Raw genomic sequence first — 14,873 nt, 5'->3', positions numbered from 1 at the left:
GTTAGGCTGCGGAGGTGACTCAAACATCCGCCCCCTTCATTCCCCAGATTCGTCTTTATCAAAACTGGCTGCGCGAAAAGCGCGGTCTGAACTTCGATTCGTACGACGCGCTGTGGCGCTGGTCGGTCAGCGATCTCGAAGCCTTCTGGCAGAGCATCTGGGATTTCAGCGACATGCAGTCGCCCACGCCCGCAAGCGCCGTGCTGGCCGACGCGCGCATGCCCGGCGCGCGCTGGTTTCCCGGCGCCCAGGTCAACTACGCGCGCGAGGTGCTGCGCCATGCCGATGCGGCGCATGCGGCGGGCATGCCGGCGATCGTCAGCGAGAACGAGCTGGGCGAAGTGCGCGAGATGTCCTGGCCCGAGCTGCGCCGGCAGATCGCCGCCTGCGCGCTGAGCTTGCGCGAACTCGGCGTGGCACACGGTGATCGCGTGGCGGCCTACATGCCCAACGTGCCCGAGACCATGATCGCCTTCCTCGCGTGCTCGAGCATCGGCGCAGTGTGGAGCGTGTGCGCGCCCGACATGGGAACGGCCGCGGTGGTCGACCGCTTTCGCCAGATCGAGCCCAAGGTGCTGATCGCGGCCGACGGCGTGTACTACGGCGGCAAGGCGCTGGACCGCAGCGCGGTGATCGAGGAACTGCGCGCGGCATTGCCCAGCGTCCAGAAGCTGCTGCTGCTGCGAACGCCCTTCGCTGCGAAGCAGATCGCGGCCGAGCGCGACTGGGCCGCCGCGGTCGCGCGCGACGATGCGCAGACTGCGGCCTTCGAACCCGAGTGGCTGCCGTTCGAACATCCGATCTGGATCGTCTATTCGAGCGGCACCACCGGCCTGCCCAAGCCCATCGTGCACGGGCAGGGCGGCATCCTCGTCAACATGTACGCCTGCGGCCTGCATCACGACCTGGGTCCGAGCTACAGCGCCAACAACTTCGGCGAGCGCTACCACTGGTACAGCTCCACCGGCTGGGTGATGTGGAACTCGCAGCTCTCGGGCCTGGCCTTCGGCGCGACCATCTGCATCTACGACGGCAATCCGGCCGGCAGCAAGGAAAAGCCCGACTGGGGCGTACTCTGGCGCTTCGTCGCGCGGCACCGGGTCAGCTTCTTCGGCGCCGGCGCGGCCTATTTCGCGAGCTGCATGAAGGCCGGCGTCGAAGCCAAAGACTGCGGCGATCTCTCGCGCGTGCGTGCGCTGGGCAGCACCGGCTCGCCCTTGTCCGAGGAGGTGCAGCGCTGGGGCACGGCGCAGGTGCTCGCGGCCGGCTCGCCCGCCGTCTGGTGGTACAACATTTCGGGCGGCACCGATTTCTGCGGCGCCTTCGTCGGCGGCAACCGCGAACTGCCCGAGGTGCCGGGCCAGATGCAGTGCCGCTTTCTCGGCGCTTCGGTCGAGGCCTGGAACGAGCAGAGCCAGCCGGTGATCGGCGAGGTCGGCGAACTGGTCTGCACCCAGCCCATTCCCTCGATGCCGCTCTATTTCTGGGGCGACGAGGGCAATGCGCGCTACCTCTCCAGCTACTTCGATACCTACCCGGGTGTCTGGCGCCACGGCGACTGGATCAAGATCGGCGAAGACGGCGGCTGCATCATCTACGGCCGCAGCGATGCGACCATCAACCGCCAAGGCTTGCGCATGGGCACCAGCGAAATCTACAGCGCGGTCGAAGGCTTGCCCGAAGTGCTCGACTCGATGGTGGTCGATCTCGAGTACCTCGGCCGCGAAAGCTACATGCCGCTCTTCGTCGTGCTGCGGCCCGGCGTCGCGCTCGACGATGCGATGCGCGCGAAGATCAACCACGCGATCAAGACGCAGCTCTCGCCGCGCTTCCTGCCCAACGACATCTTCCAGGTGGCCGAGATTCCGCGCACCCTCTCGGGCAAGAAGCAGGAGCTGCCGATCAAGAAGCTGCTGCTGGGCCAGCCGATCGAGAAGGTGGTGAACCGCGAGGCCATGGCCAATCCGGGCAGCCTCGAGTGGTACGTGGCCTTCGCCGTGCGGCATGCGCAGGCGCGGAATGCCGAAATAGGACATTGATGCCGCAGCGCAGCAAATAACAGCCGGGCGTGCTAAGGTCGCGTGACCTAGGGTTAACCCCTAATTCGCGACCGCGCCGCCATGTCCGCACCCTCCCTGCCTTCTTCCGCCTCTGCGCCCGGCTTCGTGCGCGCGATGCTCGCGCTCGGCGTCGGCGGCTTCGCCATCGGGACCGGCGAATTCGTCATCATGGGCCTCCTGCCCGAGGTGGCGCGCGACATCGGCACGAGCATTCCGCAGGCCGGCCACGTGATCAGCGCCTATGCGCTGGGCGTGGTGATCGGGGCGCCTGTGCTCGCGGTGCTGGCCGCCGGCTGGCGCCGGCGCGCGCTGCTCATCGCCTTGATGGCGGTGTTCGCGCTCGGCAATTTCGCCAGCGCCCTCGCGCCCGGCTACCTGTCGCTCAATCTGCTGCGCTTCGCGAGCGGCCTGCCGCATGGCACCTACTTCGGCGTCGCAGCGCTGGTGGCGGCCGCGCTGGCGCCGCCGGACCGCCGCGCACGCGCCGTCGGCCTGGTGATGCTGGGACTCACGGGCGCCACGCTGGTCGGCGTGCCCATCGCGGCCTGGCTGGGCCAGCTCTTCGGCTGGCGCGCCGCCTTCGTCTTCGTCGGCCTGATCGCCGTGCTCGCGATGGTGATGCTGCGCCGCGACCTGCCGGACCTGGCCGCGCCCTCGGGCGCCAGCCCGCTGCGAGAACTGGGGGCGCTCAAGCGCAAGCAGGTCTGGCTCACCTTGGGCATCGGCGCGATCGGCTTCGGCGGCATGTTCTCGGTGTTCAGCTACATCAAGCCCACGCTCACCGAAGTGGCGGGTCTGCCCGTGGCCGGCGTGCCGCTGGTGCTCGCGCTGTTCGGCTTCGGCATGGTGGGCGGCAACCTGGTCGGCTCCCGGCTCGCCGACAAGGCGCTGATGCCCACCATCGGCGGCCTGCTGGTCTGGGCGGCGCTGGTGCTGACCACCTTCAGCTTCGCCGCGCATCACGTGGCGACCGCGGCGCTCAACGTGTTCCTGATCGGCACCATCGTTGCCATCGGCCCGGCGCTGCAGATCCGGCTCATGGACGTGGCCGGCGATGCGCAGACGCTGGCCGCCGCGCTCAATCATTCGGCTTTCAATACGGCGAATGCCCTGGGCGCCTGGCTCGGCGGCGCCGCCATCACGGCCGGCCTGGGCTGGACCTCGACCGGCTGGGTGGGCGCCTTGCTCGCGCTGGCGGGGCTTGGCGTGTTCGCCTGGTCGCTGGCGAGCGAGCGCGGCAGCTTGCGCGCGGTCGCTGCGAGCGCGGGCCGCTGATTCCGTCCCGCGGAGTGGGGCGCGGCGGTTGCCCGTCTCGCTGAACTTCCGTCTGCGTCTTGGCCCGTGGGCAGGGCGCGTTCCAGAATGTGCACGCACGGAGACAAGCATGTACATCAGCGAACAACTGCTCAACCCCGACGAGCGCCGCCTGCGTTTGTCGACCCAGCTTGGCGTCGAGCACGTGGTGCTCGACAACCGCGGCACCGAGCTGGTCTCGGCCCGCGGCGGCGTGAGCGAATGGGACGCGAGGAAGCTGGCCGACTACCGCCAATGGGTCGAGGGTTTCGGCCTCGAGCTCGACGTGATTGCGCTCGATGTCGGCTCCATCCTGCTCGATTCGCTGGTCGACCTCGAAGGCGCGAAGAAGCAGCGCGCCACGCTGGCTGCGAACATCTGCAAGGCGGCCGATGCCGGCATCGGCTGCCTCAAGTACAACGTCCAGATGGTGGGCATCACGCGCACCGGCCTCAAGCCGGGACGCGGCGGCGCGCAGAACTCCGGCTTCGTCCACGCCGAGTACTCGGCGGAGGACGACCGCAAGCATTCGTACTGGGGCGTGGGCTATCCCACAAGTCAAGTCAGCCCCCAGGCGTCGAACATACCGACGACGCCCCCGAGGGGGGCGCGCCGCCTTGGGGCGGCCCGGCGCCGGCGCGGGACGAAGGCGATGCCGAGGCTGCGATGCTCTGCGGGCAGAAGCTGGCGCGCGAGGTGCCGCCGGTCAGCGAGAAGGCCGGCTGGGATGCGATCGAGTTCCTGGTCGAGGGCCTGGTGCCTGCGGCCGACGAAGCCGGCGTGCGGCTGGCCTGCCATCCGCACGACCCGGCCTATCCGGTGGGCGGCTTGAACGGCATCGAGCACGTGGTCGGCTCGGCCGACGGCATTCGCAAGTTTCTTGCGCTGAGCCCGAGCCCGAACCACGGCCTCAACTTCTGCCAGGGCACGGTGGCCGAGATGTGCAGGGAGCCGGGCAAGCACATGATCCCGGTGATCGAGGAGTTCGCCTCCGCCGGCCGCATCTTCATGGTCCATTTCCGCAACATCCGCGGCGGGTACCTCGATTTCCAGGAGGTGTTTCCGGACGAGGGCGACGTCGACACATGTTCGAGGCCGTCAAGGCCTACCAGCGCGGCGGCTACAAGGGGCTGCTGTGCCCCGACCATGTGCCGGTGTCCGATCTCGACGAGAACCGCGAACGCTTCATGGCCTTCGCGCTGGGCTACGCGCGCGGACTGCTGCAGGCAGCGGGAGTCGGTCAGGGCGCGTAGCGGTTGACGACGATGCCGCAGTCGTAGGAGGCCGACCCGATCAGCTGGAGCTGCGGGCCTTCGGTGTGTGCATCCTCGAAGATCGAACGCCCGCTGCCGACGGCCGTCGGATTCACGAAGAACTGGAACTCGTCCACCAGGCCCGCGGCAACGAGCGAAGACGCGAAGCCGACGCCGCCGAAGGCGATGATGTTGCGGCCGGGCCGGCGCTTCAGCGCATTCACCTCGTCGACCATGCTGCCGCGGACGATCTCGGTGCGATCCCACTTCGATGCCTTGAGCTTGCTCGTGAGAACGACCTTGTTCGTCTCGACGATCTTTCGTGCGAAGGCGTAGTGCGGATCCGCAGGATGGTTCTGCGCCACGCGGCCCCAGTGGTCGAGATAGCCTTCCTCGACCATCTTGCGGCCGAGCAGGATGCAGTCGATCGATTCGAAGACGGCGTTGAAGTCGCGCTTGAGCTCGTCGTCCCAGTTCCAGTCCTCGCCCCAGTTCCAGACCTGCCAGTCGAGCGCCGGACTGGCGGCGGCGACATAGCCGTCCAGCGACATCTGCATCTGCAGGATGAGTTTTCTCATGCCGGTCTCCTTGAATTATTGATTGCGAAATGCAAGCAGTTGCAGTATCGAAAGATCGATACGAAAATGCAAGCAGTCTTTGAAAGAAAGCAATGGCCATCCAGCAGCGCTCGCTTTGTCCGATCAATCTCGCGCTCGAAATCTTCGGCGACAAGTGGAGCCTCCTGATCGTTCGCGACCTGATGTTCGCCGGCAAGCGGCACTACCGGGAGCTGCTGCAGTCGGAAGAGGGCATCTCTTCGAACATCCTGGCCGAGCGCCTGGGCAAGCTGGTGGAGGCCGGCATCCTCACGAAGGAGGAGGACCCGAGCCACAAGCAGAAGGCGATCTACAGCCTGACGCCGATGGGCGTCGATCTGCTGCCGGTGCTCGCGAACATCGGCATCTGGGGGCGCAAGTACCTTCCGGTCACCAAGGAGAGCGGCGCGAACGCGGCCGCGCTCGAGAAGGGCGGGCCCGCCCTCTGGAAGCAGATGCGCTCAGAACTGCGCCGCACGCATTCGGGCCACGGCGCCTAGCGCGGCCGGGGAACTCACAGCCAGTTCCCGCCTTGCGGCATCTGGATGGTGGTGGCCGGATCGCCGCCACTGAAGAGCGCATCGAAGAGGATGCTCAGCAGCGACACGAAGATGCTCGCGAACAGCGCGGTCCAGAAGCCGGAGACCTTGAAGCCCTTCACCAGCGCCGCCACCAGCAGCAGCACCAGTGCGTTGATCACCAGCAGGAACAGGCCGAAGGTGAGCAAGGTCAGCGGCAGCGTGAGCACGATCAGGAGCGGCTTGACGATCGCGTTGGCAAAGCCCAGCAGCAGCGCGGAGACCACCAGCGCCGAGGTGCTTTCGAACGTGATGCCGCGGAAGATGTGGCTCGCCACCCAGAGGGAGAAGGCGGTGATGGCCCAGTGGAGGAGAAAGGGCGCCAGGTTGTTCAGCATCTTGCGGATCATATCGGCGCCCCCATCCGCGAGCGGGTCCCACATGCCGGGACGAGCGCGCCGGTGCAGCGCCGGCCGGCCTTGCGACGAGGGCATGGATCACGAGAATGAAAATACATTCGAAAACGGTGATTCCGCGCACCCAAGGAGACAGAGACATGCTCAGCAAGCGATCCTTTTTCATCGCCGGCGCGTTGGCCGGCCTGCTCGCGCTGCCCCTCGCAGCGCAGGCGCAGGACGACTATCCGAGCAGGCCGGTGCGGGTGCTCGTCCCGTTCCCGGCCGGCGGGACCAGCGACATCATGGGCCGCCTGATCGCCGAGGAACTCGGCAAGCAGCTCAGGCAGTCCTTCGTGGTCGACAACAAGGGCGGCGCCGGCGGCACCATCGGCACGGCCGAGGCGGCGCGCGCGGCGCCCGATGGCTACACGCTGCTGCTCTCGGGCATCGGCAGCAACGCGATCGCGCACGGCTTCACGCCCAAGCCGAGCTACGACTCCTCGCGCGATTTCATCCAGATCTCGCAGCTCGCCGCGGGGCCGAACGTGCTGGTGGTGCATCCGAGTTTTCCGGCCAAGACCTTCAAGGAGTTCATCGCCTGGGTCAAGGCCAACCCGGGCAAGTTCAGCTACGGGCAGGTCAATTCGTCCTCGGGGCATCTCACGACCGAGTACCTGAAGCAGACCGCGGGGCTCGACATGGTCGGCATCCCCTATAAGGGCGGTGCGCCGGCGCTCAACGACGTGCTGGCCAATCAGATCCCCGGCATGTTCACCAACCAGGACGCGGTGCTGCAGCACGTCAAGGCCGGAAAGCTGCGCGCATTGGTCGTTACCGGCGCCGAGCGCAACCCGCTCTACCCTGATGTGCCCACCGTGGCCGAATCGGGCTACCCGGGCTTCACGGCCGTGTCGTGGACCGGCCTGTCGGCGCCCAAGGGCACGCCCCAGGCGGTGGTCGACAAGCTCGAGGCCGCGATGGTCACGGCCTTCTCGCAGCCCGCCGTGCGCGCCAAGCTCGAAGGCAATGGCTTCGTGGTGGTGGCTTCGAAGTCGAGCGACTACAGCGAGTTCGTGAAGAAGGAAATCGAGCGCTGGTCCAAGGTGATTCACACCGCCGGCATCAAGGCCGACTGAATTGCAGCAAGGTCATTTCGCAGACAGACAGGAGTTTCAAGTGAGCACCGAACAAAGCGTTTCCTATGCCCGCCAGGCCGTCGGCGAGCGCACCGCCGCCGATGCGGCCGACCGCATCGACTGGGTCAAGCTGTCGCTGATCTACCTGCCGCTGGCCGTGCCGGTCAGCGATGCCAAGGTGCTCACCGGCCGGCAGAAGCCGCTGACCGAAATCGCCTTCATCTTCGCCGAGCTCCGCACGCGCGACGGCCATGAAGGCATCGGCTTCGGCTACTCCAAGCGCGCCGGCGGCCCCGGCATGTATGCCCATGCGAAGGAGCTGGCGCCCAACCTGCTGGGCGAGGACCCGAACGACATCGCCAGGCTCTTCACCCATCTGCTGTGGGCTGGCGCCTCGATGGGCCGCAGCGGCCTGACCACGCAGGCCATCGCGCCCTTCGACATCGCGCTGTGGGACCTGAAGGCCAAGCGCGCCGGGCTGCCGCTGGCCAAGCTGCTGGGCGCGCAGCGCAACTCGGTCCAGTGCTACAACACCTCGGGCGGCTACCTGCACACACCGCTCGAACAGGTACTCAAGAACGTCGGGATCTCGCGCGAGAGCGGCATCGGCGGCATCAAGATCAAGGTCGGCCAGCCCGACATCGCGACCGACCTGAAGCGCGTCGCGGCCGTGCGCGAACTGCTGGGCCCCGACTTCCACCTGATGGTCGACGCCAACCAGCAATGGGACCGCACCACGGCCCAGCGCGTGTGCCGCCGCCTCGAAGAACACAACCTCACCTGGATCGAAGAGCCGCTGGATGCCTACGACATCGAAGGCCATGCCGCGCTCGCCGCCTCGCTCGACACGCCGATTGCCACCGGCGAGATGCTCACCAGCTTCGGCGAGCATGCGCAGCTGATCATGGGCAACGCGTGCGACTTCGTGCAGCCCGATGCGCCGCGCGTGGGCGGCATCACGCCCTTCCTGCAGATCATGCAGCTCGCCGACTTCAAGGGCCGCAAGCTCGCGCCGCATTTCGCGATGGAGATCCACCTGCACCTGGCCGCGGCCTATCCGCAGGAGCCCTGGCTGGAACACTTCGAATGGCTGGAGCCGATGTTCAACGAACGCCTGCAGCTGAGGGACGGCCGCATGTGGGTGCCGGACCGGCCGGGCCTGGGCTTCAGCCTCAGCGAGCAGGCGCTGGCCTGGACGGCGGACAGCGCGGAGTTTGGCAAGCGGGCCTGAGCGCTTGCGTTCGCCCCGGCGCTACTCGTTCGCGTCGGCGGACGGCGCCGGGCGCGAGAAAAGGCGCCGCACCCACGACTCCGAGCGCGAAAGCTTCGCCTTGGCGGCAGCGGCTTCCCGCCCGTTGTAGTAGGCCTCGCGCTCGGCCTGGAGCACCGAAGCGAGGGCCGCGAGATTCGTCGGGTTGTATTCCCACAGCCCGGCGACCACGAAGTGGCCCATGTGCTCGGCGTCGGGCTTGGGCGTGATCATGATGTGGCCGGCGCCGATGCTCTGCAGAAACGCGGAGCGCGCGCCGGCGAGCCGCATGCCGTCGCCGTAGCCCTCGATCTGGCGGCTCAGCGAAAGGCTGATCGCCTGCACGGAGGTGAAGTTCTCGGCGACGAACATCACCATCTCGACCAGCGCGAGCTTGCTGATTTCCAGCTTCTGCTGGCTGACGAGGATCGATGGCGTGAAGTGCTCGATGTGGACCTCGGTGCCTTCGCGGTTCACGGGAACCGGATCCAGGATGCCGATATGTGTCGAGCCGTCGAACAGGTGCATGGGAGCGCCGAGCACGTAGGGGCTCGATTCGGGCCCCGTGATTCGCAGTTTCGCTGTGCTCATGATTCCCTTGCGTGCCTTCGACTTTAGACGCGAGTGCCTCTTCGCGGGCTCTCTTTGTCGCCGATTTCGGCAATTTTGTGACTATTTGGCGATCATGGAGGGCCCCGGGGGGCCTCGTCTTCCGCCATACGGCCTATGGCGCCGGGTCGCGCTTGCGCATACCGGCGGTAGCATGTCTACCTTTTGCTTACATTGTGTAACTGTTTGTACTCTATACCCCACTCCTGGGGTTCGAGAGGCAGATACAACTTGCGTCGTAGCTGAGCAAGTGGAGTAATGCGCAGGCCGGCGAGATTTCGCGACGCTTGCCGGCTCCCCATCACTTCAAGGACACGGTCATGCAACTCTCCGAACTCGAGGAATATCAGGACCAACTCGTGCTGCACCTGGAAGCGTCCGGCCTGAACGTGAGCTTCGGCGACGATCTGGCGGTGCTGCTGAAGACCTATGAAGTCGCCACGGGCACCGGCTACGTCCAGCTTCCTTTCGTTCTGGAAGATCCGAAAGACTTCAATCCCTACAACTTCTGGGTCTGCTTCGACGACGGCAACGCACCCGTGGCGCTGACCGGCTTCCGGACCATGCAGAACAGCGGCGAGACCCGGCGTGTCGGAGAGGCCTACAGCCAGGGCGCGCTCTACCGCCCCAAGAAGCCCGAAGGCTGGTTTCCGGACAGCGGCCCCGAGCTCAGGCCGCACGCGTTGTACGGCTACATCGGCGCCGGCTGGGTGCATCCCCGCTTCCGCGGCCACAATCTCGCCGGCTTCATCGCTCGCATCGCGCAGTCCGAAGCGCTGATGCGGACCCGGGGAACGCTGTCGATGTCGACGGCGATGACTGCGGAGGCGCTGTTCCGCTCCGGCATGAACCTGCGGGCCAGCGGCCTGCATCACCTGCACGTCGAGCAGGTGCTCGGCGGCTACCTGGCCATCGCGGACCACGACATGAAGCTCTTCCTGTCGTACAGCACCGGTACCGAGCTGATGAGCTTTTATGAGCGCGAGCTGGCCATGCTTCGCGAGGGCGAGGTCATCCCCTGGCTGCACGAACACGACAAGGCGTCGGCCGAGGAAGTGATCGCCGCCGTCCCGCAACGCACCAGCGAAGAGGTGCCCGTCAGTACCATGGCCGGCCTGCTGGTCTGAGAGAAGTCAGGGCCCACTCTCCAGCGCGAAGCGCAGGCTGAAGGCCGCGCAGAATTCCCGCGTCCCGCTGATCGACAGCGTGACCGTGCGCCAGCCGGCTTCCTGCGTGTCCTGCAGGTCGTAGTCCCAGTCGCTGCCGTCGCCCACCGGGCCGCGGCGATCCGGAAAGCTGGCGCTCGCCCAATCGAGCACCAGGGCGATCTCCGCATCCACGGCTGCCGCCTGATCCGGCGCCGTGGAGGCCATCGCGTCGAAGACACCGATGCCCTGTGTGTCCTCGCTGTACTCGAAATCCAGGTAGTTCAGCGTCATGGCGCCTCCAGCAGGTGGCGCAGCATGAGCTGCGCATTGGAAGGCAGGTCTTCGCGGCGGCGCACGCAGACCATCAGGTTGCGCACGGCCCAGTCGTCGGTGAGCGCGATGCGCGCGATCTTCATCGACCTGGCGCAGCGCGCGGCCACCGTCTGCGGCACGATGCCGACGCCGATCCCTTGTTCGACCATGCGGCAGACCGCTTCGAGGTGGCGCACGCGCACGCGGTAGGCAAGCCGCCGGCCCAGGCGCTTCGCGTGGTGCGAGACGAGTTCCTGCAGCGGGCTGCTGCCGGTCAGGCCGACGAACTCGCGGTCCACCATGTCGCGCAGCGCCGCCCGGCGCCGCTTCGCCAGCGCGTCGCCGCGCGGCACCACCAGCACCAGGTGGTCCTCCCTGAAGACGAAGCTCTCCAGGCCGGCCAGGTCCACCGCGTCCGACACGATGCCGATGTCGCCGAGCTCGCTGCGCAGCGCCTCGACGATTTCGTGGCTGGCGCGCTCTTCCAGGTCGACCGAGATGCGCGGATGGAGCGCCAGGAAGCTGCTCAACGCCTCGTGCAGATGCTCCGTGAGGGCCGAGGTATTGCACAGCAGCCGCACATGGCCCTTGAGCCCCGCCCCGTATTCGCCCAGTTCGCCGTGCATTCGCTCCATCTGCAGCAGCACGGCGCGCGCATGGTGCAGCAAGGTCCGACCGGCCTCCGTCGGCTCCACGCCGCGCGGGTCGCGCACCAGCAGCGCGACGCCGAGTTCGGCCTCCATGCCGCGCACGCGCTCGCTGGCCGAGGCCAGCGTCATGTGCGTGCGCTCCGCGCCGCCGGTGATCGTGCCGGCCTGGACGACGTTCTGGAAAAGCCGCAAGTCGGTGAGGTCGAAGCGCATGGCATCACCGTATCACGCAGCCCTCAGCCGCTGCCTGAGGCGGCCTTCGCAACTTCCGCATTTTCAGAGGAGGCGCTGGCACGACAGACTGGGCGCCCCATGCTTCCAAGGAGAGATCGATGAACAGCGAATGGCATGCAAGCCTGCGGATCGGCTGGCGCTGCGCGCGGGTCGCCGCGACGGTAGCGATCGCCCTCGCATCGATGCCGAGCGGCGCCGCTGGCACGGCCGCAGTGCCGCTGACGCCCGAACAGCGCTTTGCGCTGGCGCTGGAAGCGCAGACCGAGAAGGACTACCGCGCCATGCTGCGCTGGCTGCGCACATCGGCGGAAGCCGGCTTTCGCCCTGCGCAGGAGATGCTGGGCATGGCCCTGCTGGGCGGACCGGCGCTGTTCGGCAACGCGGTGCAGCGCCAGCCCTGCGAAGCGCTGGACTGGTTCATTCGCGCCGCCGACCAGGGCAGCGAGATCGGCCGGGCGCATCGCAACCTGCTGAACCGGCAGCTGCTGGGCCGGCGCTGCCGCTGAAAGCTCAGCCGGCCGGCTGCCATGCGCTGATTGAGCGTGAGGTCGGTCCGGTCCTCGTGCAGGTGCGGATGCAGCACGCCGACCCGGTGCGAACGCGGGATCACGCGCAGGCAGCAATTCTCTACAGTCGATTCCTCGAGCGCCACCCACGTGCAATTGGCCAGCGGCCGGATCGGCCAGTAGTGGCCGTCCTGGTGCCAGGGCGTTTCGTAACCCCCGGCGGCCGGCTTGATGCTGCCTGCCGGCTGTGGCACGCTGGCGCGAAGAGTGAGGTCCACATGCCGACCCGAGCCGTGGCTGCGCTGAGTGCCCTTGTGCTGTCGCTGCTGGTGTGCGGCTGTGCCAGCCTGCCGAGCGTCGTCGAACGGCCGGTATCGACCAGCATCGCGGCCCCGGCCGATGCGCCTCTGCCGGCGCTCGCGCGCGAGCTGGCCATCCCGCCGGGCCAGTCGGCGCTGCGCTCGATCCCGATGCCGCATCACGCGCTCGCGGCCCGGCTCGAACTGATCGCCCGCGCGCAAAGCTCGCTCGACCTGCAGACCTACCACATCGCCGACGACGCCACCGGCCGGCTGTTGCTGCGCGCGCTGCGCGATGCGGCCAAGCGCGGCGTGCGCGTGCGCCTGCTCGTCGACGATTTCCATACCGAAGGCCTGGACGAGCTGCTGCTCGGCCTGGCCGCCCACCCCGGGGCGGAGGTGCGCCTGTTCAATCCCTTCGCCTACGGCCGCGACGCGTCGCCGGTGCGGCTGTGGCAGTTCCTCACCGACTTCGGCCGCCTCAACCACCGCATGCACAACAAGCTCTTCGTCGCCGACGGCGTCTTCGCCATCGCCGGCGGGCGCAACCTGGTCGACGACTACTTCCTGCGCAGCGCGCGGTCCAACTTCATCGACTTCGATCTGCTCGCGGCCGGCGCGCTCGTGCCCGAGCTCTCGCGCTCCTTCGATGCCTACTGGAACAGCGAGCGCGTCTACCCGCTGCAGGCGGTGGCGGGCAACCGCCTCAATGCGGCGCAGCGCCGGGCGCGCTTCGAGCAGCGGACCGCGGGCGATACCAGGGGCTCGGTGCCGGGGCTCTCGGAGGTGGCCGCCGGCAACGCGCTGCGGCCGCGTCCGGACCCGAGCAACGAGGGCCTGTTTGGCTTCTTCATCGCTCCGGCGGGTGCCTTTGCGGACGCGCCGGTCAAGCTGCGCAACGACAGCTACGAGCCGGGCGCGGACTCGGTCACCGGCCGACTGATCCGTCTGCTGGCCACCGAAGCGAAGTCGGAAGTTATCCTGGTCTCGCCCTACTTCGTGCCCGGACGCGTCGGCATGGCGCATCTGCGGCAGCTGCGTGCGCGCGGTGTCGACGTGCGCATCTTCACCAACGCCACCGGCGTCAGCGACGAGCCGCTGGTCGGCGCCGGCTACGAGCCCTACCGCCTCGAGATGCTGCGCCTGGGGGTGCGGGTGTTCGAGGTCACCTCGGGGCGCCTCAAGCGCGACGCCGGCCTGCGCAGCGTGCTCGGCAGCTCGACCGGCCGGCTGCATGCCAAGCTCGGCTTCGTCGACCGGAAGATCCTGCTGGCCGGCTCCCTGAACCTGGACGGCCGCTCGGCGTTGATCAATACCGAGCTGGGCTTGCTGGTGCGCAGCCCCGGGCTCGTTGCGCAGCTGCTGGACTTCTACCGCGTCGACACCAACGTCGGCGTCTACGAAGTCCGCCTCAAGCCCGATGGACAGAGCCTCGAATGGATCGGCCTCGATCCGGAGGGCGAACCGGAACGGCTCGACGAGGAGCCGGAATCGACCTGGCTGCTGCGGCTCAAGCTGCGCCTGATATCGCTGTTCGTGCCGGAGGAGCAGCTTTAGCGGCGGCCGCGAGCTCAGGGCTCGCGCCCGGCTTTCAGCGGATAACCCGCCTCGCGCCAGGCCTTCATGCCGCCATCGAGCGCGACCGCGTGCAGGAAGCCCATGTCGCGCAAGGTTGCGGCCGCCAGCGTCGAGATGTAGCCCAGCTCGCAGCAGCTCAGGATGCGCCGCGTGGGATCGGGCAGGTCCTGGTTGACGCGCAGCTCCAGCTGGCCGCGCGGCAGCAGGCGCGCGCCGGGAATGTGGCCGCCCTCGTAGGCCTCGCGCTCGCGCACGTCGAGCACGATGAGATCGTCCTCGCCGGCCTCCACGCGCGTCTTGAGCTCGGCCAGCGACATGAAGGGCACCGTCGCGCCCGCTTCGGCCAGGAGGCGCGCCACCGTCTTGCCGCCACTCATGTTGGTGCGCAGCGCCTCGGTCACATGTGTGGGCATCGTGAGATTGAGGCTGTTCATCATGTCGACGAACTCGGCGCGCTCGCGCTTCTGCAGGCGCGGGTTCGATGCCAGCTCCTCGCCGATGGTCGAATGCGTGCGTCCTTTGTAGTCATGCGCCGGACAGACTTTGAGCGCCGGGTCCAGGCGCAGCACGCGGTTGAACAGGCTGTCGTAGAGCGCTTCCGGGTCGCCGCTGGGCAGGTCGGTGCGGCCGGTGGCGCCGATGAGCAGCGTGTCGCCGGTGAACAGCCGGTCTTCCACCTGCAGGCACATCGAGTCGGCGGTGTGGCCCGGCGTGTGCAGCACTTGCAGCCTGAGCTTGCCCAACACGATCATCTCGCCGTCGCCCAGCCGCATGTCGACGAAGGGAGCCGGGCTCTTGCGGTGCATCACCACCGGCACCTTGAGCTGGCGCGCGAGTTCGTGCGTGGCCGAGAAGTGGTCGGCATGCGTGTGGGTGTCGATCAGGTAGCGGATGCGCACGCCGTCGCGGGCGGCGAGCGCGATGTAGTGGTCGATCTGGCTCAGTTCCGGATCGATCAGCGCGGCGACGCAGCTCTGGTCGCAACCGACGAGGTAGGACTGGCAGCCCCCGGTCGCGACCTGTTCGAAGAGCAT

The 14,873-nt window shown here is 67.6% G+C and carries 16 protein-coding genes and 1 pseudogene; 10 read left to right on the top strand and 7 right to left on the bottom strand.

The genetic code is table 11. From position 1 onward, the window contains the following. The first annotated feature begins 14 nt into the window (after positions 1-14). The 4 genes from BLS74_RS08565 (at position 15) to BLS74_RS35045 (ending at position 4,606) form a co-directional block, all read left to right on the top strand. Positions 15-2,039: an acetoacetate--CoA ligase gene (locus BLS74_RS08565; RefSeq protein WP_093104480.1), complete on the top strand. Its 2,025-nt coding sequence runs from the start codon at positions 15-17 to the stop codon at positions 2,037-2,039. A gap of 81 nt (positions 2,040-2,120) precedes the next feature. Then, the gene (locus BLS74_RS08560) at positions 2,121-3,335 is read left to right on the top strand and encodes an MFS transporter (protein ID WP_093104479.1); all 1,215 of its coding nucleotides are present in this window, start codon (positions 2,121-2,123) and stop codon (positions 3,333-3,335) included. A gap of 109 nt (positions 3,336-3,444) precedes the next feature. Next, positions 3,445-4,185, top strand: coding sequence for a hypothetical protein (locus BLS74_RS35050; protein WP_244503801.1), 741 nt, complete (start codon positions 3,445-3,447; stop codon positions 4,183-4,185). A gap of 253 nt (positions 4,186-4,438) precedes the next feature. Further along, positions 4,439-4,606: a hypothetical protein gene (locus BLS74_RS35045; protein WP_244503800.1), complete on the top strand. Its 168-nt coding sequence runs from the start codon at positions 4,439-4,441 to the stop codon at positions 4,604-4,606. Here BLS74_RS35045 and BLS74_RS08550 read toward each other — a convergent pair. Next, positions 4,594-5,184, bottom strand: a complete 591-nt coding sequence (locus tag BLS74_RS08550; protein ID WP_093104477.1) for a dihydrofolate reductase family protein — start codon at positions 5,182-5,184, stop codon at positions 4,594-4,596. The genes BLS74_RS35045 and BLS74_RS08550 overlap by 13 nt on opposite strands. A gap of 92 nt (positions 5,185-5,276) precedes the next feature. Between BLS74_RS08550 and BLS74_RS08545 the strand changes: the two genes are divergently transcribed. After that, a complete protein-coding gene (locus BLS74_RS08545; RefSeq protein ID WP_093104475.1) occupies positions 5,277-5,702 on the top strand; it encodes a winged helix-turn-helix transcriptional regulator in 426 nt (141 codons plus the stop codon). Between the two features lie 14 nt (positions 5,703-5,716). Here BLS74_RS08545 and BLS74_RS08540 read toward each other — a convergent pair whose 3' ends face one another. Then, positions 5,717-6,118, bottom strand: a complete 402-nt coding sequence (locus BLS74_RS08540) for a phage holin family protein (RefSeq protein WP_093104696.1) — start codon at positions 6,116-6,118, stop codon at positions 5,717-5,719. 158 nt (positions 6,119-6,276) lie between these two features. Here BLS74_RS08540 and BLS74_RS08535 point away from each other — a divergent pair, with 158 nt between their 5' ends. Both BLS74_RS08535 and BLS74_RS08530 read left to right on the top strand, forming a co-directional pair. Further along, entirely contained in the window at positions 6,277-7,254 is a 978-nt protein-coding gene (locus BLS74_RS08535; protein WP_093104474.1) for a Bug family tripartite tricarboxylate transporter substrate binding protein, read from the top strand. Between the two features lie 40 nt (positions 7,255-7,294). Then, on the top strand, positions 7,295-8,485 hold the full coding sequence (locus BLS74_RS08530) for an L-talarate/galactarate dehydratase (protein WP_093104472.1): 1,191 nt from the start codon (positions 7,295-7,297) through the stop codon (positions 8,483-8,485). A gap of 21 nt (positions 8,486-8,506) precedes the next feature. Here the strand turns inward: BLS74_RS08530 and BLS74_RS08525 are convergent, their stop codons facing one another. Further along, the gene (locus BLS74_RS08525; protein WP_093104471.1) at positions 8,507-9,094 is read right to left on the bottom strand and encodes a hypothetical protein; all 588 of its coding nucleotides are present in this window, start codon (positions 9,092-9,094) and stop codon (positions 8,507-8,509) included. Between the two features lie 338 nt (positions 9,095-9,432). Between BLS74_RS08525 and BLS74_RS08520 the strand changes: the two genes are divergently transcribed. Then, positions 9,433-10,239 (top strand): hypothetical protein, encoded by an 807-nt coding sequence (locus BLS74_RS08520; RefSeq protein ID WP_093104469.1) that lies wholly within the window; start codon positions 9,433-9,435, stop codon positions 10,237-10,239. A gap of 6 nt (positions 10,240-10,245) precedes the next feature. On the opposite strand, the gene BLS74_RS08515 is transcribed toward BLS74_RS08520, so the two are convergent. Both BLS74_RS08515 and BLS74_RS08510 read right to left on the bottom strand, forming a co-directional pair. Beyond that, a complete protein-coding gene (locus BLS74_RS08515; protein ID WP_093104468.1) occupies positions 10,246-10,551 on the bottom strand; it encodes a hypothetical protein in 306 nt (101 codons plus the stop codon). Then, positions 10,548-11,435 carry a LysR family transcriptional regulator gene (locus tag BLS74_RS08510; protein ID WP_093104466.1) on the bottom strand — a complete coding sequence of 296 codons (888 nt, stop codon included), beginning with the start codon at positions 11,433-11,435 and terminating at the stop codon, positions 10,548-10,550. Before BLS74_RS08510 ends, BLS74_RS08515 begins: the two co-directional genes overlap by 4 nt. A 119-nt stretch (positions 11,436-11,554) precedes the next feature. Here BLS74_RS08510 and BLS74_RS35040 point away from each other — a divergent pair, with 119 nt between their 5' ends. Further along, positions 11,555-11,962, top strand: coding sequence for an SEL1-like repeat protein (locus BLS74_RS35040; RefSeq protein WP_244503799.1), 408 nt, complete (start codon positions 11,555-11,557; stop codon positions 11,960-11,962). Between the two features lie 122 nt (positions 11,963-12,084). Here BLS74_RS35040 and BLS74_RS35035 read toward each other — a convergent pair. Then, positions 12,085-12,363: pseudogene (locus BLS74_RS35035) on the bottom strand (phytanoyl-CoA dioxygenase family protein); the annotation flags it as partial. Between BLS74_RS35035 and BLS74_RS08500 the strand changes: the two are divergent. Further along, positions 12,256-13,818 carry a phospholipase D family protein gene (locus tag BLS74_RS08500; RefSeq protein ID WP_244503812.1) on the top strand — a complete coding sequence of 521 codons (1,563 nt, stop codon included), beginning with the start codon at positions 12,256-12,258 and terminating at the stop codon, positions 13,816-13,818. The pseudogene BLS74_RS35035 and the gene BLS74_RS08500 sit on opposite strands and share 108 nt — an antisense overlap. A 14-nt stretch (positions 13,819-13,832) precedes the next feature. Here BLS74_RS08500 and BLS74_RS08495 read toward each other — a convergent pair whose 3' ends face one another. After that, on the bottom strand, positions 13,833-14,873 hold the full coding sequence (locus BLS74_RS08495; protein ID WP_093104463.1) for an MBL fold metallo-hydrolase: 1,041 nt from the start codon (positions 14,871-14,873) through the stop codon (positions 13,833-13,835).

Origin of the sequence: Variovorax sp. CF079, from assembly GCF_900101545.1 — a bacterium.
Lineage (GTDB): Bacteria > Pseudomonadota > Gammaproteobacteria > Burkholderiales > Burkholderiaceae_C > Variovorax.
Note: the sequence above shows the minus strand (reverse complement) of the source record. Positions and strands in the feature narration are given on the sequence as shown.